This window comes from Marinobacter sp. LV10R510-11A (genome assembly GCF_900215155.1).
GTDB lineage: Bacteria > Pseudomonadota > Gammaproteobacteria > Pseudomonadales > Oleiphilaceae > Marinobacter.
In genome coordinates, this window is sequence record NZ_LT907980.1 from 2,995,538 (window position 1) to 3,021,334 (window position 25,797).

Here is a 25,797-nt window from a genome sequence, read left to right on the forward strand (position 1 = left end):
ATACGTTGATACCGTTAAGACACGATCACCGACTGGATGTTACATTGCTGTTGAACTAAAATTTTTGAGCACTCGTTCCAGAATACCGGAACTTTTCCGGAACCTAAACAAATACAGAGACTCCCCCCAAGCTGCTAAGGAGCGGAATCCCATGAAAACTTCGGTGCATCCAGCCCCCCAAGATTCACTGATCGAAGACCTGAAGAGAGGCGATTCATCTGCCTACAAAAAGGCCGTTCGGGAATACTCTCCGGGCATGCTGGCCGTTGCTCGGTTTTATCTGGATCATTCCAGTGCGGAAGAGATTGTCCAGGACTGTTGGGTTACGGTGATCGATGCCATTCAGAAATTTGAAGGCCGTTCCGGCCTGAAAACCTGGCTGCACCGAATTGTCGCCAACCGCTGCAAGAACAAGCTCCGATCCAGCAACAGGGAAGTAGCCATTGATTTTACCGAAAGTCTCGAGCCGGCGCTTGCCGACCGTTTCAATGCCAAAGGCCGCTGGGACCTGCCGCCAAAACTTAAGTTTCACGAATCTGCAGATATATTGATGGAAAAAGACGCGCTCAGTGATTGCCTGGATAAACATCTGTCGGCATTGCCAGAAACCCAGTGCTCAGCTCTGATGCTTTACGAAGCCCACCAACACAAATCCGAGGATGTCTGTAACATTCTGGATGTCAGTGCCTCTAACCTTCGTGTACTTTTACACCGTGCGAGGCAGAAGATCTTTCTCATGGTGGAAACCTTCCAGGAGACGGGCGAATGTTAATGTGCAGGGACTTGGCCGGAATTGCCAGCGACTACATCGATGGTGAACTGGCCGGCCGACAGGACCTGTCTGTGAAGATGCATCTGATGATGTGCAAGGACTGCCGCACGTTTATCGGCAACCTTCGCACGAGCACGGATCTTATGAAGGCACACTCCTCCGGCAAGCCGAACGAGGAATTCATGCGTCGAATTGATGAACGGGTGGCAGAGGCCCTTCAAGCTTGGAAAGAGAATAGCGGAGACGAATAACCTTCCGGCTCTTGCCGTAGTGAAATAACCTCGTAACGATCGCCTTTGCAAGCCGCCAGGTAGTACGCCGATGTTCATAGGAACTGCGGATGGCTTTTCGGCTATTACGTCCATCCACAAATTTAATCGGCTTCAAAAATCAGGGTTTCCGGGTGAAAAGTGTACCAGGCAAACCAGAAAGCCCTGGTCGCGGGCAACAGTTGGCCGGATTCATCGCGCAATTCAGCTGAGGGTACGTCCGGATTATAATGAATGCTGACGTTCTTACCGCCTACCCGATCCTCAAGAACGGCACCATGATCAGCCAGTTCGGGGAATGGCCAGGCCTTGCTCTCGCCATTGTGAGTCCAGCCCAACACCCAGGTTTTCGGGTGATATTTCCGGCTGGTGTGGGTCACCGGAAACCGCCCGACCCTCAATCTGTGACCATAGAGATTCGGTCTGGTGGTCGTACATCAGCAAGTCACTGTTGTAGAGCAGGCCCGAAACACCAAAGGTCAAATGCCGGCCATCCACCACTGGGTCAAATGCCATGCCGGTGCCACAGAGCGGGCAGAAGGTGATCAATATCGGTTCGTCGTCAATAGCGTGATTGACGATTTCATGCCAATTCAGAATGCCAACAGGGTAAGCAAACCGGGCTCCCCCATGATCGTAGGTCAGCATCAAATCATCAGCACGCCAGAGTAAGGTTTTCGTGGGGTTCTCAAATATTGGATCATCTATTGAGGGGATGCCATCACGGGGTGGACCTCCCCGGAGGATTTCATCAACCGGCACCCGTGCGGTGCTGAGATCAAATCCGTTTTTCTGCTCTGCAATGAGCGGCTGTGCCGCAGCCAGGAACGCTGCGATAACAATTATCTGTGTCCGTATAGTCAGTATTTTCATAATCACCACCTCCACTCAAGCCTGACGGCTTACAAGGTGAGAGACCCCTGAACAACCGGAGTGTTACGAAGCGCCTTTCTGAAACTGTATTTTCTGTGCTTCCTCGTGCACCGTCTGCTCTGCGACTTCGGCTTCCCGGCGCAGGTGCAGATTACGGTTAACAATCATTCAAGCCTCAGAAAATAGTGAGTGATGTGACATACCCGGACATCGGCTCTTCCAATTTGTTACAAATCTTTGATTTTTCTTGAACTTACCTTACAACCCTTTGTCATTGGAACGATCATTCAAAAACCAAAGGATAGAGAAATGCCCAAGCATTTACCCCTCGCCCTTTTTTTACTCAGACTCGGCGTATTTATCGTGTTCCTGTTACGGGAATACGACACGCTGACACTATCGCGGCAACCAGTTTCAGCCACCGCCTCGGCAGGCTCAGCCATCAGTACGATATGAAAAACGTGTCAGACCCACCATTGAAGGCGAATTCGATTACCGAACCATCGACTGGGAGGACAGGCAAGCCTGAGGCTTCCTCGAATCCTGTGCCGACGTCAAGAATTGCGGGGATAACCTTTCAATGCGGGCCTGCCGAGCAGAAATCCTTGCATCTCATCACAGCCTGATACCGCCAGCCACCTCGCCTGGGCTTCTGTTTCAACCCCTTCGGCAATGACCTCAAAGCCCAGGTTGTGAGCCAAGGTGATGATGGTTCTGCACAAGGCTTCATCCTGATCGTTATCCGGCAAGCCGGTCACGAACGCACGATCGATCTTTATCCGCGAGACCGGCAAGGCCTTGAGATAAGCCAGCGAGGAGTACCCGGTTCCAAAATCATCCACCGCCAGGGTCAGACCCAGATCGCGAAAGCGCTTCAGCGTTGCCATTGAGCATTCGACATCGTCCATCAGAGCGGTTTCAGTAATCTCCAGTTCCAACTGGCCGGCACTGACGTCAAACCGTTTCAGCATTTCATTAATGCGTTGACTCAAGTCCCGATCAGACAACTGCAAGGCCGATACATTGACCGCAATCCGTCCGGTAAATCCTTCATCGATCCAGGCTTTTAGCTGACGGATCGCCTGCTCCAGAACCCAGTCACCGACTCCGGAAATCAGTCCGGTTTGCTCAGCCAACGGTATAAATTCAGCGGGCGACACCAGCCCATGCACAGGACGATGCCAGCGCAGCAGTGCCTCATAACCGACACAACGCTTGAGTCGATCAAACAGAGGCTGGTAATACAGCTGAAACTGATGCTTCTGGACAGCGAGTTTCAGATCCCCAATCATTTCCTGCCGGCGATGCATCTGGTCACCAAACTCCGATGCAAAGAACTGAACCCGCTCGCTGGGCGATTTCTTGGCACGGTGCATGGCGATTTCTGCGTGACTCAACAGCGTTCGGGCATAGTTTCCGTCCAGAGGAGTGATAGCTACACCCGCGCTCACCTCGCATCCATAGGTTTTTTGGCCAATACGCACGGGCGCTTCACAGGCTTCAATAATCGCGGAAATACGGGCTTCGAGACTGTCAGACGCCCCCCGGGAACCCACGGTGATCAGCAACCCGAATACGTCACCCCCGAGCCTGGCGACATGGCCATGATCTACTACACGTCCCGCTAATCGACGCGCAATTTCTTGCAAAACGCGGTCTCCGGTCTCATGTCCCGCCAGACCATTGAGGGCCTGAAAATCATTCAGGCCAAGAACGAGGACCGCCTCGCTGCCAGCCTGTTCCAGATCACCACGATTTAAATGGCGATCCAGCTGGTCTTCAAAAAGGTTCCGATTGGCAAGGCCGGTTAATTGATCGTAAAGTGTTCTGATCTCCAGTTCCTGTTCGGTCTTGCGCAGGGAACGGGTACGCTCATCGAGTAACTGGTCCAGATTTTTATTCAGCAGCTGCATCCGTGACAGGTAGGAGGCATTCTGTGTCAGCATGCCATTGAATGCGCGTTCCACTTCCCCAAACTCGTCACTTCGCTCCGGAGATGCCACGTATTTCCCAGGGTGCTCTGCATCGTCGCCAGCCCTGGCAATTCGCTCCCGAAGTTTAAGTAAGGGCGACAGCATCATTCGGTCGACCACAGCCATAGTAACCACAGTGACAAACACCGCGATAAGAAGTGAGAGGCCCAGAATACGAAAAACAAACGCGATCAGCTTGCCCGACACATCGCTCACATCCGCCCGGGCCAGAATTTCATAATCTGACAGTCCGGGACTCGTACTCCAGGATAGGTCAATGACCCCTTCAGCCGGCCGTACTGCACCTCGAAGATCGCCGTTCGCAGGTTGTGGATGCGTAACCGGCTCACCCGCTTCAATGCGGGTGCCTCCCGCTATCATGGAAATACCGGTCAGAGAGCTATTTGCCAGAAGCACCTCAAGCCTGCCGGGGGTAACCGCCTGCCCGCTTTTGCTGTTAAGAAACATGGTTATCGCCTGGATGGCAACCTCAGCACGCTGGCGGAGCAGATCTTCCTCGTAATTGCGATAGGAGGGGAAGAGAATCGCCACTTCAATGGTCAGAATAGCGGCGAAAGCCGCGAGAGTAAGGTTCCTGCAAAGACCGCAACCAGCAAGCCGCCTGGCCCACTCTCTGAAAGAGCGCCGCAGCTCCAGATTAGCGGCAGTTTTCGACACGTCAGCAATCAATTCAGCCTCTGTTCCCTCTCCGGATTTCATGCGCACCCCACAGACTCTCAATTCGAACATTGCTAAACAGACACGGTAAATACCGAAAAATTACACCAAAACGATCCGTTCGGTGGGTTTTCTTGCGCGCAAGAATCAGCACTCACTCGAGGGTCCTTTGCCATCACAAAAAAAAGCGGGGCGCGCGGCCCCACCCAAAATCGACAATGGAATTGTCAATGCGAACAACGCTACTGTTTGTCGATATACTTCTGCTGCTCCTGGAGAGTGTATTCGGTCAATGCTGCCAACTCCTTGGAGCCCCATCCAAGAGGCTCGGCGGCCATCGGTGCCACCATGCATATCTGGACCATTTCATCCAGGTGCACCATGTCCATACCGAAGTCCCGCTTGCCCATGGCAACAAAATGCGGGTACTGATTCTTGAACGTGTCCAGGTAGACCATACCGTTGGTATGACAGGTGGCACAGGACAAACCATTGGAGGACAGACTATTGTCGTTGAACAGCTTTTCGCCCAAGGCTCTCAGTTCCGCAACATCACCCTGGTAGGGTGCGTAACCTTCGGGGCGGCGCACGGCTTTCTTGAGGCTCGCTGATACGCCTTCGCCTTCAGCCTCTCCTTCCGCCTTGCCCTCGGCTTCTCCCTCGCCTTCGGCGCGGCCTTCAGCTTCGCCCTTTGCTTCCCCTTCAGCCTCTCCCTGTGCGGCTTCCGCAGAGGGAATCAGGCCAAGATTAGAGCCTGAGTGTATGTTGAAACCTGCCACAGCCACCACGGTCATCATAGGTACGGATATCATGAGATTTCGCGACAGCTTGCTTAAAAGCGCCTTTCGTTTTTTTTTCTTTGGACATGTCAGCAACCTCCGGTCGTATTTTCGTTATTCAGGGTGTAGACCCTTCATGCAGGTCTTTGAAGCACGGACACCCTTGCCGCGCATTTTCTGAGTTCAGGCACTTCGGGCCAGGTCTGCCGCCTGGCCTTCCAGATATCGCAGCGTTGAGGGATGAACGCCGAAATCAGAGCTGACCTTCACCCCGGCCTGTTCGGCCAGCATGCCGATGATGGCCATATGGTGGATGGTGTGGCTGGCCAGAAACACCAGTTCACGTTCCACGCTTGTCTTCACAGTCTGATGCTTACCGGCACTGTTATGGCGCATGTTCAGCTCATCCGCACAGGGTCCTTCAAATCGACTGCGAAGGGCCCCAACGGTCTCCTCCAGGCAATCCCGTGCCGCCCTTCTGTCTTTTTCCAGGGACAGATCCCGGTTGCGGTTCTCGTAGTCAAGCAGACCGCCAACACCAGAAGTGGCTGTCAGCAGCGCGCTGTAGTGATCGATAATGTGCCGGACATGCTTGCCGATAACATGTTGATTTCTCGCACCAAAGCACTGCCGGTACAAAGTTCCCGGCATCTGGTCAAGCAGCTGGACAAGCTGCCCGATCGCATGAACATTTTCATCAACGATCTGGCCCAAGGCCCGGTTATTGTCTGAAACTGGCTGTTTCATCGCATTTATCCGTTTTACGTTGTTCTTTACGGCGCTGTTAACGGCCGTGTGGACACAAGACGGACTCATGCCCACACTTGTTCGCTCATCAGCCCTTGGCTTTACCTTCTGCTTCGCCTTCGCCCTCGGCTTTACCTTCTCCTTCTCCTTCGCCTTCGGCGTTGCCTTCTGCTTCTCCTTCGCCCTTGGCCTTACCTTCTGCCTCGCCTTCGCCCTTGGCTTTACCCTCGGCCTCTGCTTCGCCCGCAGCGACCATCAGATAGTTAGCGTCAAGGGTGGTTTCCGCGGCCGATACGTTGAACGCCGAAGCGCCGACAATGATGGCGAAAACGGGTCCTGTGTACGCGACACCCCGCGCGAGCTTGCCAAGCAACCGCTGTTTCTGTGTTTCTTTGGACATGATGTATCCCCTTCCGTTGTTTCACATTACCGCCGGGCGGGTTGCCCGGCTTTCGTTATACCCGGAGCCAGAGGTCCAGCGGACCTCAAAGGCTCCCGGATTTTTGCGGCTGTGCTGTAGAACACCGCTTGTCGAGTGCCGCGGCAGCGACCTCAATATTGTTCATATCAACCAGGTACCGATCGCAGCTTTCCAGCCACTCCGCGAGCCGGGTAAACCCATGGGTATCGAGCGGCTGGCCACCAGCGGAACAACACCCCGAAATAAGCTGCCTCAGCGTCTCATTGACCGGAATTGCCCGTAAGCCGTCCTCTTCCCGGAGCCGGGCCATACTGGGAATGAGCACCGCAGACACCGTGTAGCGACTGCCGGTGACAGCCGAAGAAGCCGGCACAAGACAACCCTTGCCAGACTCCGGCGACAATCGGCCACCAATACCCTGGTCGCCAAAGACGCTTTCGGATAAACCCTCCGAAACCTGCAGCGGCAACCCCAGGCCCGAAATCTGGTAGTCGGTGCCCGAAAGCAGCAGCGCGCCGCGGCTATGGTCAGCCTTCAGACAGGCCGACAACGCCAGCGTCAGGGCATCATGGACGGCTGGTTCGGAGTTGCCGACCAGAAAGGCCTGCCCGGCCAGGGTCGGGCCCGCAATCAGACCGGCGTCTATGGCAATTTCCTGCGCTTCGGCGGCATGCGTCGCCAGGCAGGCCATGAGCGCTGAGGCAACGCCGGACAGGGGCAGACGGGAACGAAGCACCCTGCCCTCCAGAATCAGGGTGAAACCCGGTGTATCGCGCACGATCTCCAGCCTGGCAAGCAACTCGGTCCCGGCGACACCGGCAACCGCCATAGGCTCAAGCAAGGCTTCGATCCGGCCAATCAGCGGCGCACTGTCCGTGAACAACCGCACCCGGAAGCGTCCGCAGTCCAGTACTCTCGAAAACGGCGTGGAGTCAGGGCTCGGCGAGGTTGCCGGTGCTGCCGGCTGGTTAGCGGATGCGTCGGACTGGATCAGGAATCGGTTATTCACCCAGTCGCCGAGGGTATTCCAGACATCGTTGCGAATTGCCCAGGCGTCCGGAGCGGCGGGCATACTGCGGCTGGCCGATTCGTAAAGGGTTGCAGCAATGTCGTCCGGCCCTGCACCTTCGGTGGCCATTAGCCAGATCAGGGAAGCGGTTTCGTTTAGACCGCTCAGGTGACCGAGGCGGGTGTCATATAGATACACCTGGTCTTCACTGAGGGTGTCTTCCGCCACCCAGCGTTCAAGGCGTGGTTGCTGTAAGGGACGATCAGACAATGCCTGGGCCACCACCCAGTCGGACAGCCGTGGCAGCGCCATGAAAGGCAGATACGCTGCCGGGTCTGCCCCGGGAACCAGGTTCTTGAAGCCGCCGCTGCGGGCTATTTCATCTTGGGATTCCCGGACTAGCCGCTCAACCACAGAGCCGGTTTCCAAAGCGACAGGCTTGCTATTAAGGCTCACGATTTTAACCATGTCGGCAACCAGTGAGCCCTTGATACCCTCCTCAATGTCGCCGCCGCTTTCCGGCCCGGCGCACACTTCCAGAGAGGGGCTCAGGTTGCACTCCAGCACCCAGGGTTTGAGCTCTTCATCGACCAGACAGTCAATACCCATCAACTCATAACAGCCCCGGGTGTCCGCACCCACCACCCTTGAGCGTTCACGCATGGGTTCCAGGGCTGCCAGACAGGTCAGGGCCACCAGGTCTTCAATCTTGGCAAACAGGGCCTTGTCATCATGGCCCTGTTCCCGAAGCCACTCCCGGTAACGGTCAAAGTCCACGAACTCCACCGGCACCTCGGCATCCAGGTTCAGGGCATTAACGTCCGGGTTGGTCAGATAGCTGTATGGATTGTTAGCGTTTTCCTCGTTATAGGGCGCGGAAGCCAGCTTGGCAAAGCCCTGCCGGTAGAGATACACCCGAAAAGGCGATACCGAGGACACCAGAACATAAAGACGGAGAACATACTTCCGGCCATGCATGGTGTGGGGGTTTTCGAGGTATTCCTGAACCATCCAGGAGGATTCCAGCGGCACATCGGCCGGGTCCCCAACCAATTGGATACCTTTACCTCGCGCGGCGTTCTTCGGCTTCAGAATCCAGCGTTTACCCGGATTATCCAGCGCTGCCTGCTGGAACGCGTGGTAGTCTTCCGGCATAGAGAATACTCCTGGCACAAACCCGAGGCGTTCGGTCAGGTGTCCGCTACCTTTGTCCTGTTGTTCAACCCGCTCGCGCAGGTCCATCAGGCTGCGGTAAAGGCGGCTCTTTACTGTGAGCGCATTGTTGCCCGGAATGTGATTGATTTTCCGTTCCGGCCCGACCTCGCTGAAGTCGTTCTGATCCGGCATGCCGGTATACCAGCAGGCGTCCCACTTCTCAGCACTTTCTGCCTTTTGCCACTGAGATTTGTCCAGCGATTGCTCAAAGAACCTGTCCTGCTCGTAGGACCTGTTGCCACCCATCCAGTAGTACCGAGTCATCGTGCCGCGCTCTCCGTTCCGATTGGCCACTGCCTCGACGCTTTGCAAGACAGTGATTTATTGGCGTTTCGAGGATAGAGACACATGTGAGTTGCAACTGTTACAGCGTCAACTGAATTTTTTAGTTACCTGTTCGAGTCTGGCTGGCAGGCTGGCCATCTTGGCCGTTATGATATGGTTGCTTTGGTCAAAAGTTCGTTAACAACAAAAAAGGGATTGCCCTATGCGTCGCCCGACAAAGGCGGATCTGATGCCATGGCTTGCCCGCGCGCTTTCCAGTACAGGAGCTCGCAACCCGCGACGGTGCATTTACAGCGCACGAGCCAGGGTAAGAGGCGAGACCGACCTTGTTCTAGCTTTCGTGAACCCCCGGGATCCGTTCGGATTACCCCTGCTGCAAGCACTTGCCCAGTTACAGAAGCGCTTCATGGTGCGCTTCCAGCTCCACACCGTCTGGCAGCTGGATGAGGAGATGTACCCCGAACCGGAACTCTGGCGGTTGTGGGCTCAACAAGACGCCACAAGGATCTCCACGTTATACAATCTCGATCCGCCTGACCGGCCAACCCTGCCTTCACAAAACGAGTTTTTAACCGCGGTGGTCCGGTTACTTGAGGCGGAACAGGCGGACGACGGGCTGCTCTCGGCTGCGCGGACGATGTCTGATCTCTGGGGCAAAAATGGCCACAATGCATCAGATACCGAATTTTCAGAGCATCAACAACAAACTCTGGCAGAGAATGAACAAAAACTCCGACGCCTTGGCCACTATCAGGGCAGCATGACCTATTATCTTGGCGAATGGTTCTGGGGCGTGGATCGGCTTGATCATCTTGAACGAAGCCTCATTGCCCAGGGGCTCAATCGCGGCGACTCCGTTGACATCGTTTTTAATCGAACCAGGACCGGGGTGGGATGCACCTCCGCCGGTCTGCCCGAAGATCATCCGGCTTCCGACATCCCGCTGGAGGTGTTCTTCTCTATCCGCAGCCCTTATTCCTACCTCGGTCTGGAACGGGCAATCACTCTGGCTCGCAACTGGAATATCCCCCTTCGTCTGAGGCCGGTTCTACCGATGCTGATGCGTGGGCAATCGGTACCTGATGCCAAAAAGTGGTACATCTTTCATGACACCAAACGCGAGGCTCTCAAGCTGGGTATACCCTACGGCTTTGTCGCCGATCCTCTGGGGCCGGGAGTCGAAAGGTGCTATGCGCTGTTTGAATACGCCCGCTCCCTTGGGCGTGAAGTCGATTACATGCGTACCTACGCCCGGGCCGTCAACGCTGAGGGCATTCGCTCGGAAACCGATGAGGGTCTGAGAATCATCGTTGAGCGTGCGGGACTCGACTGGCAGAACGCAAAGGCTTTGCTTGCAGACCAGAGCTGGCGTGAATGGGCGGAAGACAACCGCAAGGCTATGTATGACTGCGGGCTCTGGGGCGTTCCCAGTTTCCGTTACGGGCCCGTCAGCTGCTGGGGCCAGGATCGGCTGTGGTTAATAGATGATGAGATCAAAAAAAGTGGAGATGAATCAGGCGCGCCTAGCTGGTGAGCCAAATCAGTCCGGATCGAAGCCCACCGCAACACCAACTCGGAGGTTCGGATGAGTGGGGATCTGATTCAGACGACCTGTTTGCGGCGCCACGCGAGTTCGTTAGGAATCGTGGCCTTGGGCTGAAGCATGGCAAAGTCCAGATCATCAATTTCCTTGCCATCTTTCAGTCGCTGAACAAAGTCGGGGTTGGCCAGCGCTTTCTTGGCGACTGCCAGCAAAGCTTCTGGGTAGTCAGCAGCAAAATCCTGATAGTTGGTCTCGTCGATGCCGCCATTGATGATCAGTTCAAGGTTATCCACTTCAGCGACAACATCGGCAAGCGTATTTGTGCCTTCGATGAAGGGTGTGCGGCGGACATCCCCGTCGGTGGTATGAACGAAGTCAGCACCGGCATCGCGCACCGCCTCGGCGATCTGGCGGAAGCCCGCTTCACCTTCCGGGATTTGATAGTCCGGATCGGTTACTGTTACCTGTGACAGGCGAATACCGAGCGCGAAGTCCTTACCTACCGCTTCCCGGACGGCTTTGATGGTTTCAACCACAATACGCAGACGATTTTCGAGATTGCCACCGTAACGGTCATCGCGCTGGTTAAAATGGGTGCTCAGAAACTGGTTCAACAAGTAGCCGTTTGCACCGTGCAGCTCAATGCCATCAAATCCGGCGGCTTTGGCATTGACCGCCGACTGGACAGACCCGCTGATCGCGAACTGGATGTCCGCTATGGTCATGATCTTTGGCGTCTGCCATTCCGTCTGACCGCCATAGAAACCGAGTGGCGCGCCCTTGGGTTTGACTGCGCTGGGGGGCAGCGGGTTGATTGGTATACTGGTTCGCCTGGACCTGTGCACCCGCATGCATAAGCTGAACGAAAATTTTGCTGCCCGCTGCGTGGACGCGGTTAACGATGGCTTTCCAACCTTCAATCTGGGCGTCGTTGATAATGCCGGGCTGGTTAGCGTAGCCCTGGCTGGCACCGTCATCGGTATACGTGCCCTCTGTAATCAGCAGGCCAAAGCCACCTTTAGCATAGGCTTCGTAGTGATCGGCCATTATGTCATTGGGCGTGCCGTTCGGCTCAGCGCTGATCCGTGTCATGGGCGCAAGTGCAAACCGATTGGCCAGTGTCTGATTGGTAAATCGGGTACTCTGCATTACGTCGCTCATATGAGTAACCTCTTCCCAGTCCTGATTGAATATTAGGGAGCCTGAATAACTCCTGAATCGCCTAACGATCACATGTTGGAGATGGCGCTTGTTGCGTCGTCGGTCGACAGTACGTCGCTAGCGATATAGCGGAAGTTCACCATCGCTGCTTCATAGCCATCGCCCATATCCGGATGTTTGGCGGCTGCGGTAGCGTCCTTGACCACTGCCACTTCAAATCCGCGCTCAATAAGATCGCGCAAGTGCGACTCGACGCACAAATTGGCGGACATACCGGCCAGAATAACTTTGCCAATGCCATGCTTGCGCAACTGAAGCGCGAGATCGTTATTTTGCGGCCCTTGCATCAATGCGAGGGCAGCAGCAGTAGGTTCACGCGTCACTGATGTTCGATTTGAATTCGCTTCGTTCGTCATTGCGTACCCCTCCCCCCAGGTTGTGCCTTCAAGTGAAGTACATCCGAGCCTACGCCAATGTCTTCCTGCCTTCGGTGCGTTAGCCAACACGAAAAAAGGGGACCGAAAAAAGGGGACAGATTTATTTTTCAGGCGAGGTAAGGCAAAAGACAACACCTGCCTCTACCTATGCAAGCGAGGGGTTAGGCATCACTTGGCGGCAAAGCGCTGCAGCATGGAGGGTCGCAGGCGACCTCATAGGATGGTGCGTGCGTTAACGAACAGACAGGCGAACGTATGTCTGGACACAGTTGCAGCTGTTTTCAACAGCTTTCTTGTTGCTGGGCATAGCATTGACTCACGCACACGAGTTTTGGTCGGCGGCACCGGCCTATCATTCCGATATTGGCGCGTCCCCTTTTCTTTTCCGCGGGTGCGCCTATCGTTGATTGGCCTCACGATCGTCGCTTCTCACCTTCAGGAGGATGCAATGAGCACTCAAACAACAGAAAACCATACGTACATTGACGGGCACAAAATTGCATTTTTGGAACAGGGCACGGGTAGCCCGGTAATCCTGATTCACGGGATTCCAACGAACAGCCTCATGTGGCGAAATATTATTCCACAGCTCGCCAAAACACATCGCGTCATCGCCCCAGACCTGCTCAATTATGGTCAATCTGCGAAACCGGAAAGCGCGGATGTATCCATCAATGCCCAAAGCCACATGCTCGTGAAACTCATGGATGTCCTGGGTGTGCGGCGAGCCGATATTGTGGGGCATGATATTGGTGGAGGTGTTGCTCAGTTGCTGGCAGTCAATTATCCAGAGAAAATTCGTGAGCTCGTTTTGATGGATAGCATCTGCTTCGATTCGTGGCCCATACCAGAGTTTGAGCCGTTACAGAAACCCGGGGCTGAGTCTGAAATGAGTCTCGACGGTTTTCTGAGCATGATGCGAGGCTTTATGCCAAACGGCGTATATGACAAGAGCGTCATGACTGATGAGCTTATTGAGCTCTATCTTGCACCTTGGTCAACCGAAAACGGTAAGCGGGCATTTTTTCGCAATCTTAGACGGTTGAACAAAGAATATACTCAGGCCATAGCTGACGAACTTAGTCACCTTCCACATCAAACGCTCATTATATGGGGTGACAAGGATTCCTTTCAGAAACCGGATTATGCCCCGAAGCTGGCGAAAGCGATTCCGAATGCAGAGCTTGTCTGGATCAAAGATGCCGGTCATTGGCTAATTGACGAGAAGCCTGCTGAAATCGGAGATCGCATCAATCAATTTATCGCAATCCCAACAATTTAACCGGAGACATACCATGGCTGATTTCGCAGATATTAGTGCCCTCTTCGTTAACACATCTCTACAGAAGAAAGAAGACGAAAGCCACACCAGATTACTCCTCAATGCTTCTGCTGCCATCATGAAGAAGTGCGGTGTTTCTGTAGAACACCTGCATTTGGCTGCGCACGACGTTCCACCGGGTGTCTATCCTGATATGACCGAATACGGATGGGCCATAGACGAGTGGCCTGCGATCTGGGAGAAGGTAAAGGAGGCCGACATTCTCATAGTGGGAACCCCCCTTTGGCTGGGGGAGGAAAGCTCGATATGCCGCGTACTGATCGAGCGACTCTACGCAATGTCTGGACAGCTCAATGAGAAGGGGCAATCAATTTATTATGGCAAAGTCGGAGGCTGCGTCATCACCGGCAACGAAGACGGGATCAAGCACACGGCGATGACAATCGGATTTGCGCTCAACCATTTGGGTTATACAATCCCGCCCCAGGCCGATTGTGGATGGATTGGCGAGGCGGGTCCTGGACCCTCCTATGGTGACGAGATTGAAGGTGGCGGTCGTGCGGGTTTCGACAGTGACTTTACGCAACAAAATACCACGATCATGACCTGGAATTGCATGCACATCGCACATATGCTGAAGGAGGCTGGTGGAATCCCGAACGAGGGAAATGACCGCGAGGCATGGAAAGCCGGGGAGCGATTCGGCTTCGAAAATCCAGTTGGAAATGCGGTATAACAAATAAGGATAGGTCGGGAAAACCGGGACAGAAGTCTTCCGTTGTTTGGCGTGCACATTGATTCCACGTACTATCGACACTGCAGGCTTACAGTTGTTACACCTCCTATCCTTGCACGTTCGCGGCTGTTCAAAAACAAAGACAATATGAGTAAGTGAATGAGACTCCCTCAAAAAGCCGACTTGATGCCATGGGGCGCGCGGATCATTTCCAGTCCGACAACCCGGCGATACCGTCAAGCTGCCTTCCGCTGGAAGTCACTGCTCAAAGGTGAAAGTAGAGTGGTTGACGTGTTCATCAACCCCCGCGATCCTTTCAGTTTTGTTCTGTTACACGCCTTGCCTAACCTGACCAACCGGTTCGATATTCAGCTGCGTTTTCAGACTGTCTGGCACCAACCTGGGGATATGTTCCCGGAACCTGCAATGTGGACGGACTGGGCAATCCGGGATGCCGCGCGACTGGCCAATCTATACGGACTGGAAGGTCCCGGATTACACGCACCGCCCACCGAAGCAAGGCTGATCGCCTGCCGGGATAAACTTCTGGGCCTTGAACATTCCGAAGATTATCTGGCCCGGGCCACCGCTACCATGGGGGTGCTATGGCAGGCGGACGAATCGGGCGCTATCGGAGAAAGTGGGCCAACAACGCCCGAGCTGGAGGAAAGGCTTAGGAAGAACGAGCAACATCTGTCCGAGCTCGGTCACTATCAGGGCAGCATGCTGCATTTTCGGGGTGAGTGGTTCTGGGGCGTGGACCGACTCGACCATCTGGAACGGCTGCTGATTCGTGAAGGACGAGCCCATCACCCGGCAGAAGAACCGGTCTGGGACAAAACCTGGGCCAATCTGGGGCAGCAGGCCACGGCTCTGGTTGATCCCCAACCGGCCCGGGATATCGAGCTGGAAGTTTTCTTTTCCATCCGCAGCCCTTACTCGTACCTTGGCCTGGAGCGGGCGGCCCCACTGGCGCAAGCGTGGAATATCCCCCTGCGCCTACGCCCGGTCTTGCCCATGCTGATGCGCGGCCAATCCGTGCCAGACACCAAAAAGTGGTACATCTTTCAAGACACCAAACGGGAGGCCCTGAAGCTTGGCATCCCCTACGGCCTTGTCGCGGACCCACTGGGGCCGGGGGTCGAAAGGTGCTATGCGCTGTTTGAATACGCTCGATCCCTTGGGCGTGAAATCGATTACATGCGCAGCTATGCCCGAGCCGTCAACGCCGAAGGTATTCGTTCGGAAACCGATACCGGCCTGCGAATCATCGTTGAACGCGCCGGCCTGGATTGGCCGAAAGCCAAGGCTCTGCTTGCCGACCAGAGCTGGCGCGAAGGGGCAGAGGATAACCGTAAAGCGATGTATGGCTGCGGGCTCTGGGGCGTTCCCAGTTTCCGTTACGGGACCGTCAGCTGCTGGGGCCAGGACCGGCTATGGTTGATAGAAGATGAGATCAAAAAAAGGTGGAGATGAACCAGGTACCATTGATCGCTGACCCAATGCCAAACACAAAACCACCCAAGGGGATAGACCAGTGAAACGGATAGACGGTCAATACTTCTGTAGGGGCTGCCACTTCTCGACCTGGTTGTCGGCAAAGTTCACGCTCCACACTGTTCCGTCACTCCCAATGGCGACGGCCATTGCCGTATGGCTGGGGTTATCCGGTACGCTGCCGAATGCGGTGAGATAGTCCCCTTGCGCCGTGAACTTCTGGATACGGTCGTTATAAAAGTCAGCCACAAAGACATTGCCTTTAGGGCCGATGGCAATGGATGTTGCGGTGGTGAGCCAGCCTTTGAATGGCCCGTAGAGACCCAGGGCAAAGGGTCCACCCCATTTGCGCAGAAAGTCGCCTTTGGCATCAAAGAGCTGGACACGATTACCATAACCATCTGCCACGTAGAGAGTTCCGTCATCGGCGAGCGCCACATCGGTGGGATAGGTGAATTCACCGGCGCCTTTTGCCGTCTCGCCGGTGGTTCCCCACTGCTTGACGAAGGAACCGTCCGCCCTCAAATGCTGCACGCGCTGATTGTAGAAGTCGGTTACAAACAGGTCGCCATTGTCGGCAACAGCCACACCTCCCGGGGTATTGAACCGCCCGGGTCCCTCACCGGGTTCACCAATGATTTCCAGGGGCTCGCCAGCCAGGCTGAACACCTGAATCCGGTCGTTCATGTACTCGGGAACATAAAGCTTTTCGTCGTGGATGGTCAGGTTCATCGGCCGCCCGAGCTCGCCGATGCCATCGCCAGTGGCACCGAATTCCCGTTTGAATTTCCCCTCGTGATCAAAGACCTGGATTCGCCCGTTGCGTGCATCGGATACGAAGACTTCGGTGTTCGTTACGGCAATGCCGGTGGGGTCATTAAGCTGCCCCGGCCCACTGCCTTTTTCACCCCAGGAAAGAGCCAGAGCGTAAGGCGTCTCCTGATTCCAGTTGATCGCTCCGCCCACCCAGGCGAGCAGGGTCAGTGCGGCTGCGAGACCGAGGACGCTGTAACCCAGCCATTGACCGATTTTTTTCATGCTCTGCCCCGGAAACTAGAAGTTGCGACGAAAACCGACACGCACAATGTAATCATCCTCGATGGCGTCACCATGGGGATTTTCGGCGACGGGTAGCTGTACCGTGCCTTCGACGATCCAGCGCCGGGTTACGTATTGCAACCCCGGCGCGAGCAGCCACTGAGTGCCGCCGGAATTGGCATCAGTGCCGCTGCCCAACTCATCGCGCTCACGATGGACGAGATTGGATTCCAGCAGAGCGTAGACGAAGGCCGGCGTGCCGGAGACACCCTTCATACTTCGCGGCCAGATCCGGTATTGCAGCGAGGCGTCGAAGTGCGTCTCGTCGCCTCGTGCGAAACCGTCGTGACGCCCGTTTTCACGGTAAAGCAACTGCCCATCCAGCTGGTACTGCAGGGTCTGATAAGTGGTTACCACACCACCGAAGCCGTCCCATGCGCCATCGCCAGCTTGCAGCGGGCGTGGCAGCTCGCCAAAGCGATCGCTGTCGTTATGGTCGCCTGTGGGGGCGGTGAGGCCGAACACCGGCGCTACGCGGAAGGTGCTACCGGTGAAATCTTTCTTGTAAAGCGTGTAGCGCCCAAACAGCGACAGGTCACCAAAGCCGCTGGTTTTACGCTCGATCCGGCCCGTGGGCCCCATCGGCATAGTAACGTCCAGCTCTTTATAGAAGAAGTAGGGGACCACGCCGAATACGGCGAGCCTTGAAGTGACGCCATAACCCAGTACGCTGCCCAAAGCCTGTATCGAGACTTCGCGATTCATCGGGCCGTCGTCGGAGCGCTCCCGCAATACAAGCTGCTCACGCCAGATACTTTGGCCCTGGGCCACCGGAAGGGCGGTATTGAAGGTGTTGGGTGCGGCTTGCGCCATGGTTCCGCCCATAAGCAGCAAACTGCCAACCAGCGCCATCACGCTAGCTGGCCGACGGCTACTGTTCATTGCCATCACCTGTTTCGCCCTCGGCTTGCGAGTAGGATCTGAGCGTAAAACCCGCCTCGTCAACGGCCTGGCGCGCCCGCTCCTCGGTGAGTGTCTTGCCCTCGTGCAGGGCCACACGCACCACGCTTTCGCCAACATCGACCTGCACGTCAGTGACACCCTCAATCTTGTTCAGGCGTTTTTCGATACCGTAGGCACAGAACGGGCAAGCCAGACCATCCACTCCCAGAACATAGTGATTATCGGCCGCCAGCACAGCCATGCTGAATATCAGAGCCGATAGCAGCAGGGTAAGTTTTTTGACCATGACACTGTCCTCGTTTGGGTCGTACCAGTCTAAAACCTTGCACCTGCTCCCAGGTCAAGGTGCATTCCTTCTACTATGCGGCACAACAGGACAGCTGACTAACGTCCTTGGTAAAAGTCTGGGCACAGAGCTTCAGCCCTTCCACCATGGTGAGATAGGGAAACAGCTCATCGCCAATTTCCTGTACCGTCATGCGCGCACGCAATGCCATCACCGCCGTCTGGATCAGTTCGCCCGCCTCGCCGGTGACCGCCTGGACACCCAGTAATCGGCCCGAGCCACGCTCGGCCACCATCTTGATAAAACCGCTGGTCTCGAAATTCACCAGCGCCCGTGGCACGTTTCCCAGATCGAGCGAACGGGTGTCCACTTTGAAGCCTTTCTGATGGCCTCCGCTTCCGTCAGGCCCGGAATCGGCGGGATGGGTGCTATGAGTCCAAACAAAGACACCAGCTCTTCCCTAAGCGCTACACGCTCAAAACCAAATGCCGCGTGCGGTTCCGCACAGACAGATTGTTGACCGCAGGCGAATAATGTCGAAGTTAGAAGAAGTACATTCGTACTTGGCTGCCGGTTTCGCAGTTAAGGCACAACATACTCCATGGCGATAATCTCACGGAAAAAAGAGACGGTAGAAATTATTATTGGGCTCTTACTGCTCGCCGGGCGTGGTTCCAGAGGGTGCGAGTTTCCCGATCCTTTCCGGTATGCCGGGCGAATTCCTGCTGAAAGATATCGTGCTGTTAGCTGCCTCCATTTCTCCGGCCAGGCCTGGCCGTTATACGATCTGATGGATCTCGTTCATCGGCGTCTCCGCCTTATCCTGCACAACAGGAGAGCTGGGTGACGTCTTTGGTAAACGTCTGAGCACATAATTTCAACCCCTCAACCATGGTCAGATAGGGGAACAACTCATTGGCTATATCATTTACCGTCATGCGCGCGCGCAACGCCATCACGGCGGTCTGGATCAGTTCACCGGCCTCCCCTGCCACGGCCTGAACGCCGAGCAATTGACCGCTGTCACGCTCGGCGACGATCTTGATGAAACCTCGGGTATCGAAGTTGACCAAAGCCCGTGGCACGTTATCGAGGGTCAGGGTGCGGCTGTCGGTGGCGTAGCCTCTTGCTTTGGCTTCCGCCTCGGACAGACCGACGGTCGCAATTTGCGGATCGGTAAAGACCACCGCCGGCATGGCGCTGAGATCCAGCCGTGCATCGCCACCGGTCATATTCACCGCAGCCCGGCTGCCTCCGGCGGCGGCTACATAAACAAACTGGGGCTGGTTGGTGCAGTCGCCCGCAGCGTAAACACCCGGCACACGGGTCTCGAGGTGCTCGTTCACGATCACGGCCCCATGATCGGTCTCTACGTCGATCGCGTTCAGGTTCAGCAATTCAGTGTTCGGGGTGCGACCCACCGCCACCAGAAGTCGATCAGCCCGCAATTCCCCCGCATTCGAGGCGACAATGAACTCATCATTGGTATAGCTGACCTGGCTCGCCTGAGTCTCATTCATGACGCTTATGCCCTCGGCCTGGAACGCTGTTTGAATGGCTTCTCCAACAGCAGGGTCTTCACGAGATAATAGCCGACTGCGCGCCAGAATCGTCACCTCGCTGCCCAGCCGGGCAAACGCCTGGGCCAGTTCCACCGCCACCACCGAAGCCCCGATGACGATCAGTCGATTCGGAATGGTGCCGCTGGCGAGCGCCGTGGTGGAGGTCCAATACGGCGTATCGGACAAGCCCGGAATCGGGGGAATGGTTGGCCGCGCACCGGTACCAATGAATGCACGGTCAAAGCCGATCTCGTGTTCTTTGCCGTCAGTACCTTTGACCAGCAGCGTGCGGGCATCCATAAAACGAGCCTCACCCTGCACGACCGTAATATCAGGGTTATCTGCCAGGATCCCTTCGTACTTGGCGTGCCGCAGTTCATCGACACGTGCCTGCTGTTGGGCCAGCAACAGGGGCCGGTCGATCGTGGGTTCAGTTGCCGTGATGCTTTCATCAAATGGACTTTTGCGACGCAAATGAGCGATGTGGGCCGCTCGGATCATGATTTTGGAAGGTACACAGCCAGTGTTGACACAGGTTCCGCCAATGGTGCCGCGCTCGATCAGTGTCACTCGGGCACCGCGTTCGGTCGCCTTCAGGGCGGCGGCCATGGCACTACCGCCACTGCCAATCACTGCAATGTGAAGTTTGTTGTCACTCATAAACGTTACTCCTTGGTAGATGGGCTATCGCAGCAGGCATCGTGTTTCTTCTTGCGCCATACGGCATAACAGGTCAGGCCAATAAAAAAGACGAGCGCGGGCAACAGCACGTAGTCGAGATAACCGGTCAGCGCAGCCAGGCCTACTGTCCCAAGCAAAATCACCAATATCGGCGTAAAGCAGCAAAGCGCAACCAGTACGGTGCCAATGACACTCACTCGCAACAGGGTTTTGGGGTTTTGCATGGTTACTCCTGTGTCGCCTGGCTTTGTTTCAGCGTGGACGGATAGCCTGCGTTAGTCGTGGCCCGAGTCAGTGCCACAACGGAGGTTTTCGCATCGTCGAAGGTGACCGTAGCATCACGTTCTTCATAACGGACATCGACAGCGCTCACCCCCTCGACCCGGTTGAGAGCGGCTTTAACGGTGATCGGACAGGCCGAGCAGGTCATACCGGGAACCGACAAGGTGACCGTTTGTTGCGCCGCCAGGGCGGGCAAACTGAAGAGTAGGAACAACGCAGTGGCGATCAGTGATTTTTCCATGGTGTATTGCCTCTCAGTAAAATAGGGGTAAGACAAAGGGAAACGCCAACGCGGTTAGAATGAGCAGCGCGACGATCCAGAAAACGACCTTATAAGCCGTGCGCACTTGCGGTACCGCGCAGACCTCGCCCGGCTGACAGGCCTCCGCAGGCCGGTATATCCGACGCCAGGCAAAAACCATTGCCACCAACGCAGCACCGATGAACCATGGTCGGTAGGGTTCCAGGGCGGCCAGGTTACCGATCCAGGCGCCGGAAATGCCCAACGTGATTAACACCAGGGGACCGAGGCAGCAGGCGGATGCCAGAATGGCTGCGACGCCCCCTGCAAACAGCGAACCGCGACCGGATTTGGACTCTGACATTACAATGGCTCCTTTCATGATATGGATGACCGCGTTAAGGTTACTTCCGTAGTCAGCTACGGAATCAACCCATATGTCTAAAAAACTACGCTCAATGACCATTGGAGTCTTGGCTAAGGCCGCCGGTATGGGGGTGGAAACCATCCGCTATTACCAGCGCAGGGGGTTGGTGACAGAACCTGAAAAACCCTATGGCAGCATTCGTCATTACGACAACCAGACATTGGCACGCCTTCACTTCATTCGAACGGCCCAATGGCTGGGATTCAGTCTGGATGAAATCGGAGGGCTGCTTAAGCTGGAAGACGGCGCCCATTGTGATGAGGCTCGAGCCCTGGCTGAGCGCAAACTGGATGATTTGCGACGCAAGATCGCCGGCTTGCGACAGATGGAATCCACTCTGGATAGCCTAGTTGAACGTTGCCGTTGCAGTACAGACCCACAGCGATGCCCAATCATTCACTCATTGCAAGGCAATCCCGACGCCCCGACCGAGGAAGTACAAAAATGAGGGCAACACATCAGGATCGCGCCATAGGCGCCATCATGGGCGCGTTCGTGGGAGAAGCCCTGGGCGTTGGCCCACACTGGTATTATGACGTCAAGGACCTGCATCAAACCTACGGTGACTGGATTAACGACTACACCACACCGAAACCGGGGCGTTTTCATCACGGCCTGAAAGCCGGGCAGAATGCCCAGGCCGGTTTTATTCTGGAACTGATGCTGCGTTCGCTGGTTGAACGCGACGGCTACGATGAATCCGATTTCTGCCATCGCCTGGATCACCAGCTATTCCCGTTGCTGGATGGCCAGCCCAAAAGCGGCCCTGGCCACTACACCAGTGAATCCATTCGCCACGCCTGGCATCGGCGTGTAGTTCAGAAGCGCCCGTGGCACGATATTGGCGGCGCCGCCGACACCACCGAGGCCATGGAACGAACCCTCGCCATTGCCGTGCGCCATGCCGTCGAGCCCGCCCTGATGTCCCAGGCCATTGCCAACAACACAGCACTGACCCAAAGCAGCGAAACCATGGTCTCCATGAGCGTTGCCTATGGCTGTATTCTGGCGCGGCTGATTCAGGGGGATACACTGGATGAGGGCATCTCACAGCACCCAATGAAGTGGATAGCAGAGGGGGCGCTGGCTTTCGAACCGGTCACCACCCGCCAACCAGCCCCAGATCATCCGGAGTTGCCACTCAGGGCCAGAAGACACATTGTCAGAGATGCCCTGCACGCTGCTTCCGATATCGCGGCCATGGCACGGGACCAGAACGTCCGTATTGAGCCGGCTTGGAAGGTCTCCCATCTCTACGGCATGCCTTGCGCCTTCTACCATCAGTTACCCGCCGCTTATTACCTGGCTGCGCGGTTCCGTGATGATTTCGAAAGTGCGGTACTCCATGCCATTAATGGCGGCGGCCAGAATCAGTCCCGCGCCATGCTGACCGGGGCGCTGGTGGGCGCGCAGGTGGGCCTTGCCGGTATTCCCCAGCGGTTACTGGACGGCCTTGAACACGCAGATGAACTGCAGAAAATGGCCCATACCCTGGCCTCGCAAATGCAGAATTGACGTTGCGCCTGTGTATAAGGCTCAAAGCAATCTTCTGAACATCAAGTTCTGAGGCTGTTCATCCTCGCTTAAAAAACCGAGCCATCTGGAGGCACACGCATGAATCATGAATCAAAGTCCGCAGACAACTCACGTATAATCAACGCCCTTGCCGGCGGCTGGGTCGCGGATGCGGCCAGTCTTGGTTTGCACTGGTTGTACGACAGCCAGCGCATCCTTGAGGTTGGCGGCCAGTCACCGGAGTTCCTGCCGCCGAAGGCCGACTATTTCAAAGGTGGATTTGGTTACTTTGCTCATGAAGGCAAACAGCCTGGTGACGTCAGTCACTATGGCGCCGCCACAGGGGTAATAACCGATAGCCTGCTGGCCAGTGAAGGGGCTTTGGATATCCGTGACTATCAGCGGCGCTTTCGCGCTTTCTTTGGTCCCGGTGGCCGCTGGCAGGGTTATATCGACAACCCGACCCGGGTCACTCTGGATAACCTGAACACCATCGAACACAACGCCATTGAGCAGGCCAGGTCGACAACCACAACCGAGCTGACAGACAAACAGAAGCGCTTGTTGGTTCAGAAGGTTATGCCCTACACCCGGTACCTGAGCGGCGATCAACTGGCGGAACCAGTCCGCAAGGCCATCAATCTCACGTATCAGGAGAAGAAGATCCAGGACGCGGGCGTGCATCTTGCCGAAACCATCGACCGCCACCTGCTGCCGGAGAGCGGCGCCGACGACATGCAACTGCCGGCGGTTTCCAAACTGCCACCACTGGTGGCCAGCTATTGTGGTCAGAGTAACCTGATGGCGGTAACAGAAGCCGCTGTCCGGGTGACCAATCACAACGACGAAGCCGTGGCCTGGGCAAGGTGCGCAGCGCGACTTCTGGACCATCTGCTCCAGGGCGAGCCCATGTCAGCGGCTCTCGACGCCGCCAGCCAGGAGGCACCAGACCCGCAAAGCTTGAGTAACGCCCGGTCCGGTTCCTCGCTGGACGCGCCAGGTGCCGGCGACACCTACGGACGCACCTGCTACCTGGGCGAAGCCATGCCGGTGATCTTTCATATCCTGAGCCATGCCAACAGCTTCACCGAAGCCGTTCGCGCCAATATCCACTGCGGGGGCGATTCCTGCGGGCGGGCCTGGATCATCGGGCCGGCGATGGCAGCCCAGCACGGCGTCGGCGGGGAACACGGCATTCCTCTGAGCTGGCTGGCCCGCACAACGGATGCTCCCGCTATACTTGCTGATATAGAGGCGCTGGTTAACCAAACCTGGGCACCGAAGGAGCAGAACCATGAACAACCCGGTTGCCCGGCGCATTGAGAATGCCCTCTGGGGCGCTAGGCTATCGGAATGATTGTGATCTTACCCGCACGCTCAGAGCCAACGCCGAGACGGGCGGGGAAGACTCACTGTAACAATCAGACTTACAGCGTGTCGTTTACTAGTGATCAACAAAAAAATTTCATCAGTAGAAAACAGGGTTTGCCTCATGGTGTTCCGCCACATTTTTATTCTTTCAGGTCTGGTGCTAAGCGCTGTATTGCTCCTCGCCGGTATTGTATGGCCGGGAGTGAACTGGGTCTGGTTGCTTATCGGGCCGCTGCTTTTGATCGGCGCCCATGATCTGATCCAGAACAAACATACCCTGCTCAAGATCTACCCGGTGATCGGACACTTCCGTTACCTGTTCGAATCCGTTCGCAGGGAGCTGCAGCAGTACTTTGTAGAGTCCGATCTCGATGGCGCCCCGATCAATCGGGAATTTCGCAGCCTGGCCTATCAGCGTGCCAAAAAAGCTGACGATACCCGCGCCTTCGGCACCATCTTCGATGTTTACCGCGACGGTTACGAATGGGTAAACCACTCCCTGGCACCCAAGAAGTGCCTCCCGGTCAATCTGCGGGTTTCTTTTGGTGGGCCAGAATGCACCAGGCCCTATGAGGCCTCCCCGTTAAACATCTCGGCCATGAGTTACGGCGCCCTGAGCCGCAATGCCGTGATGGCACTCAACCGGGGCGCGAAACTCGGAAATTTTGCCCACAACACCGGCGAAGGTGGGATCAGCGAGTGGCACCTTGAGTACGGTGGTGACTTGATCTGGCAAATCGGAACCGGTTATTTTGGTTGCCGCACGCCGGACGGGGTATTCGATCCGGACCTGTTTACAGAGCAGGCGACACAGGATGTGGTCAAGATGATTGAGATCAAACTGTCTCAGGGTGCCAAGCCCGGGCATGGCGGCCTGCTGCCAGCCGCCAAGCTTACCGAAGAGATTGCCCGTATCCGCATGGTGCCCATGGGGGAGGATGTATTGTCACCACCCGGGCACTCGGCTTTCTCCAGTCCCGTGGAATTGCTGCAGTTCGTTGCCCAGCTCCGCAAACTCTCGGGCGGCAAGCCGGTGGGATTCAAGCTGTGTCCAGGTAACCGGCGGGAGTTCCTGGGTGTCTGTAAAGCCATGCTGGAAACCGGCCTGCGGCCGGATTTCATTACCGTAGACGGCGGTGAAGGCGGCACCGGCGCCGCGCCGGTTGAGTTGACAAACTCGGTGGGCATGCCGCTGCGCGATGGCCTACATTTTGTGCACAATGCCTTACGAGGTATCGGTGTTCGCGACAAGATCAGAATTATTGCTTCCGGAAAGGCCTTCTCTGCGTTTCATATCTTGCGAATGATGGCTCTCGGGGCCAACACCGTGAACTCAGCCCGCGGCATGATGCTGGCACTGGGCTGCATCCAGTCCCGCAGCTGCAATACTGACAAATGCCCTACCGGTATCACCACCCAGAACCCCGCCCGCTACAAACAGCTGGATGTTACCGACAAGGGCATGCGGGTTGCGAACTACCACCACTCCTCCCTGGAAGCCCTGGCGGAATTGCTCAGCATCCTGGGCAAGGATCAGCTGGAAGATCTGGAGCCCGAGGATATTAATCGAAGAGTCAATCAAGACAGCTTCAAGAACTATGCCGAGCTTTATCCCTGCATTGATGAGGGCTGCCTCTTGCATACGGACTGCGCGCCGGATTCATGGGCCAGCGACTGGCATCAGGCAACTGCGTACAGTTGGCGCTAGAAGTGCACTTTCTTGATCTCCAATTCTGAGCCTGACCAATAAGGAT

At 56.0% G+C, this 25,797-nt stretch carries 25 protein-coding genes and 3 pseudogenes; 10 read left to right on the forward strand and 18 right to left on the reverse strand.

The features are described 5' to 3' along the window. The first annotated feature begins 151 nt into the window (after positions 1-151). Both CPH80_RS14380 and CPH80_RS14385 read left to right on the forward strand, forming a co-directional pair. Positions 152-772: an RNA polymerase sigma factor gene (locus CPH80_RS14380; RefSeq protein WP_096278844.1), complete on the forward strand. Its 621-nt coding sequence runs from the start codon at positions 152-154 to the stop codon at positions 770-772. Then, a complete protein-coding gene (locus tag CPH80_RS14385) occupies positions 766-1,023 on the forward strand; it encodes a zf-HC2 domain-containing protein (RefSeq protein WP_096278846.1) in 258 nt (85 codons plus the stop codon). Before CPH80_RS14380 ends, CPH80_RS14385 begins: the two co-directional genes overlap by 7 nt. A gap of 122 nt (positions 1,024-1,145) precedes the next feature. On the opposite strand, the gene CPH80_RS22570 is transcribed toward CPH80_RS14385, so the two are convergent. The 7 genes and pseudogenes from CPH80_RS22570 to CPH80_RS14415 form a co-directional block, all read right to left on the reverse strand. Then, positions 1,146-1,382 (reverse strand): DUF3179 domain-containing protein, encoded by a 237-nt coding sequence (locus tag CPH80_RS22570; protein WP_227520174.1) that lies wholly within the window; start codon positions 1,380-1,382, stop codon positions 1,146-1,148. 61 nt (positions 1,383-1,443) lie between these two features. Then, positions 1,444-1,914, reverse strand: a pseudogene (locus tag CPH80_RS14390) (DUF3179 domain-containing (seleno)protein); the annotation flags it as partial. A 554-nt stretch (positions 1,915-2,468) separates the two neighbouring features. Then, positions 2,469-4,607 (reverse strand): putative bifunctional diguanylate cyclase/phosphodiesterase, encoded by a 2,139-nt coding sequence (locus CPH80_RS14395; protein ID WP_096278848.1) that lies wholly within the window; start codon positions 4,605-4,607, stop codon positions 2,469-2,471. A 200-nt stretch (positions 4,608-4,807) separates the two neighbouring features. Then, on the reverse strand, positions 4,808-5,377 hold the full coding sequence (locus CPH80_RS14400) for a cytochrome c peroxidase (protein WP_096278850.1): 570 nt from the start codon (positions 5,375-5,377) through the stop codon (positions 4,808-4,810). Positions 5,378-5,527: 150 nt separating this feature from the next. Beyond that, positions 5,528-6,091 (reverse strand): DinB family protein, encoded by a 564-nt coding sequence (locus tag CPH80_RS14405; RefSeq protein ID WP_096278851.1) that lies wholly within the window; start codon positions 6,089-6,091, stop codon positions 5,528-5,530. Positions 6,092-6,179: 88 nt separating this feature from the next. Continuing rightward, a complete protein-coding gene (locus tag CPH80_RS14410; protein ID WP_096278853.1) occupies positions 6,180-6,491 on the reverse strand; it encodes a hypothetical protein in 312 nt (103 codons plus the stop codon). Between the two features lie 85 nt (positions 6,492-6,576). After that, the gene (locus CPH80_RS14415; protein ID WP_227520176.1) at positions 6,577-9,000 is read right to left on the reverse strand and encodes a hypothetical protein; all 2,424 of its coding nucleotides are present in this window, start codon (positions 8,998-9,000) and stop codon (positions 6,577-6,579) included. A gap of 223 nt (positions 9,001-9,223) precedes the next feature. On the opposite strand from CPH80_RS14415, the gene CPH80_RS14420 reads away from it, so the two are divergent. Then, complete coding sequence (locus CPH80_RS14420; RefSeq protein ID WP_096278857.1) at positions 9,224-10,555, forward strand: DsbA family protein; 1,332 nt, start codon at positions 9,224-9,226, stop codon at positions 10,553-10,555. A gap of 68 nt (positions 10,556-10,623) precedes the next feature. Here the strand turns inward: CPH80_RS14420 and CPH80_RS22980 are convergent, their stop codons facing one another. The 3 genes and pseudogenes from CPH80_RS22980 to CPH80_RS14430 form a co-directional block, all read right to left on the reverse strand. Further along, complete coding sequence (locus CPH80_RS22980; protein WP_264754788.1) at positions 10,624-11,289, reverse strand: hypothetical protein; 666 nt, start codon at positions 11,287-11,289, stop codon at positions 10,624-10,626. Further along, entirely contained in the window at positions 11,213-11,725 is a 513-nt protein-coding gene (locus CPH80_RS22985) for a hypothetical protein (protein WP_264754789.1), read from the reverse strand. Before CPH80_RS22985 ends, CPH80_RS22980 begins: the two co-directional genes overlap by 77 nt. Before the next feature lie 68 nt (positions 11,726-11,793). Beyond that, positions 11,794-12,066, reverse strand: a pseudogene (locus CPH80_RS14430) (isochorismatase family protein); the annotation flags it as partial. Between the two features lie 544 nt (positions 12,067-12,610). Here CPH80_RS14430 and CPH80_RS14435 point away from each other — a divergent pair. From CPH80_RS14435 to CPH80_RS14445, 3 genes are all read left to right on the forward strand, one after another. Further along, the gene (locus tag CPH80_RS14435) at positions 12,611-13,444 is read left to right on the forward strand and encodes an alpha/beta fold hydrolase (RefSeq protein ID WP_096278859.1); all 834 of its coding nucleotides are present in this window, start codon (positions 12,611-12,613) and stop codon (positions 13,442-13,444) included. Between the two features lie 13 nt (positions 13,445-13,457). Then, positions 13,458-14,180 carry a flavodoxin family protein gene (locus tag CPH80_RS14440; protein WP_096278861.1) on the forward strand — a complete coding sequence of 241 codons (723 nt, stop codon included), beginning with the start codon at positions 13,458-13,460 and terminating at the stop codon, positions 14,178-14,180. Positions 14,181-14,339: 159 nt separating this feature from the next. Continuing rightward, positions 14,340-15,656, forward strand: coding sequence for a DsbA family protein (locus CPH80_RS14445; protein WP_096278863.1), 1,317 nt, complete (start codon positions 14,340-14,342; stop codon positions 15,654-15,656). A gap of 78 nt (positions 15,657-15,734) precedes the next feature. Here CPH80_RS14445 and CPH80_RS14450 read toward each other — a convergent pair whose 3' ends face one another. The 8 genes and pseudogenes from CPH80_RS14450 to merT all read right to left on the reverse strand — a co-directional run bounded on the left by CPH80_RS14450 (position 15,735) and on the right by merT (position 21,094). Beyond that, positions 15,735-16,715: an NHL repeat-containing protein gene (locus CPH80_RS14450; protein WP_096278865.1), complete on the reverse strand. Its 981-nt coding sequence runs from the start codon at positions 16,713-16,715 to the stop codon at positions 15,735-15,737. A gap of 15 nt (positions 16,716-16,730) precedes the next feature. Then, complete coding sequence (locus CPH80_RS14455) at positions 16,731-17,657, reverse strand: hypothetical protein (RefSeq protein WP_096278867.1); 927 nt, start codon at positions 17,655-17,657, stop codon at positions 16,731-16,733. Further along, positions 17,647-17,964: a heavy-metal-associated domain-containing protein gene (locus CPH80_RS14460; RefSeq protein WP_096278868.1), complete on the reverse strand. Its 318-nt coding sequence runs from the start codon at positions 17,962-17,964 to the stop codon at positions 17,647-17,649. Before CPH80_RS14460 ends, CPH80_RS14455 begins: the two co-directional genes overlap by 11 nt. A gap of 73 nt (positions 17,965-18,037) precedes the next feature. After that, positions 18,038-18,372: pseudogene (locus CPH80_RS14465) on the reverse strand (mercuric reductase); the annotation flags it as partial. 410 nt (positions 18,373-18,782) lie between these two features. Beyond that, the gene (merA, locus tag CPH80_RS14470; RefSeq protein ID WP_096278870.1) at positions 18,783-20,186 is read right to left on the reverse strand and encodes a mercury(II) reductase; all 1,404 of its coding nucleotides are present in this window, start codon (positions 20,184-20,186) and stop codon (positions 18,783-18,785) included. A 5-nt stretch (positions 20,187-20,191) separates the two neighbouring features. After that, positions 20,192-20,431, reverse strand: coding sequence for a mercury resistance system transport protein MerF (gene merF / locus CPH80_RS14475; RefSeq protein WP_096278872.1), 240 nt, complete (start codon positions 20,429-20,431; stop codon positions 20,192-20,194). 2 nt (positions 20,432-20,433) lie between these two features. Beyond that, the gene (gene merP / locus CPH80_RS14480; RefSeq protein WP_096278874.1) at positions 20,434-20,730 is read right to left on the reverse strand and encodes a mercury resistance system periplasmic binding protein MerP; all 297 of its coding nucleotides are present in this window, start codon (positions 20,728-20,730) and stop codon (positions 20,434-20,436) included. 13 nt (positions 20,731-20,743) lie between these two features. Further along, complete coding sequence (merT, locus tag CPH80_RS14485; RefSeq protein ID WP_096278876.1) at positions 20,744-21,094, reverse strand: mercuric ion transporter MerT; 351 nt, start codon at positions 21,092-21,094, stop codon at positions 20,744-20,746. Between the two features lie 73 nt (positions 21,095-21,167). On the opposite strand from merT, the gene merR reads away from it, so the two are divergent. The 4 genes from merR (at position 21,168) to CPH80_RS14505 (ending at position 25,751) form a co-directional block, all read left to right on the forward strand. Beyond that, positions 21,168-21,605: an Hg(II)-responsive transcriptional regulator gene (merR, locus tag CPH80_RS14490; protein WP_096278878.1), complete on the forward strand. Its 438-nt coding sequence runs from the start codon at positions 21,168-21,170 to the stop codon at positions 21,603-21,605. Beyond that, on the forward strand, positions 21,602-22,672 hold the full coding sequence (locus CPH80_RS14495) for an ADP-ribosylglycohydrolase family protein (RefSeq protein WP_096278880.1): 1,071 nt from the start codon (positions 21,602-21,604) through the stop codon (positions 22,670-22,672). Before merR ends, CPH80_RS14495 begins: the two co-directional genes overlap by 4 nt. Before the next feature lie 99 nt (positions 22,673-22,771). After that, positions 22,772-23,995, forward strand: a complete 1,224-nt coding sequence (locus CPH80_RS14500; RefSeq protein WP_096278882.1) for an ADP-ribosylglycohydrolase family protein — start codon at positions 22,772-22,774, stop codon at positions 23,993-23,995. Positions 23,996-24,164: 169 nt separating this feature from the next. Beyond that, complete coding sequence (locus CPH80_RS14505) at positions 24,165-25,751, forward strand: FMN-binding glutamate synthase family protein (RefSeq protein ID WP_096278884.1); 1,587 nt, start codon at positions 24,165-24,167, stop codon at positions 25,749-25,751. Positions 25,752-25,797 lie beyond the last annotated feature (46 nt).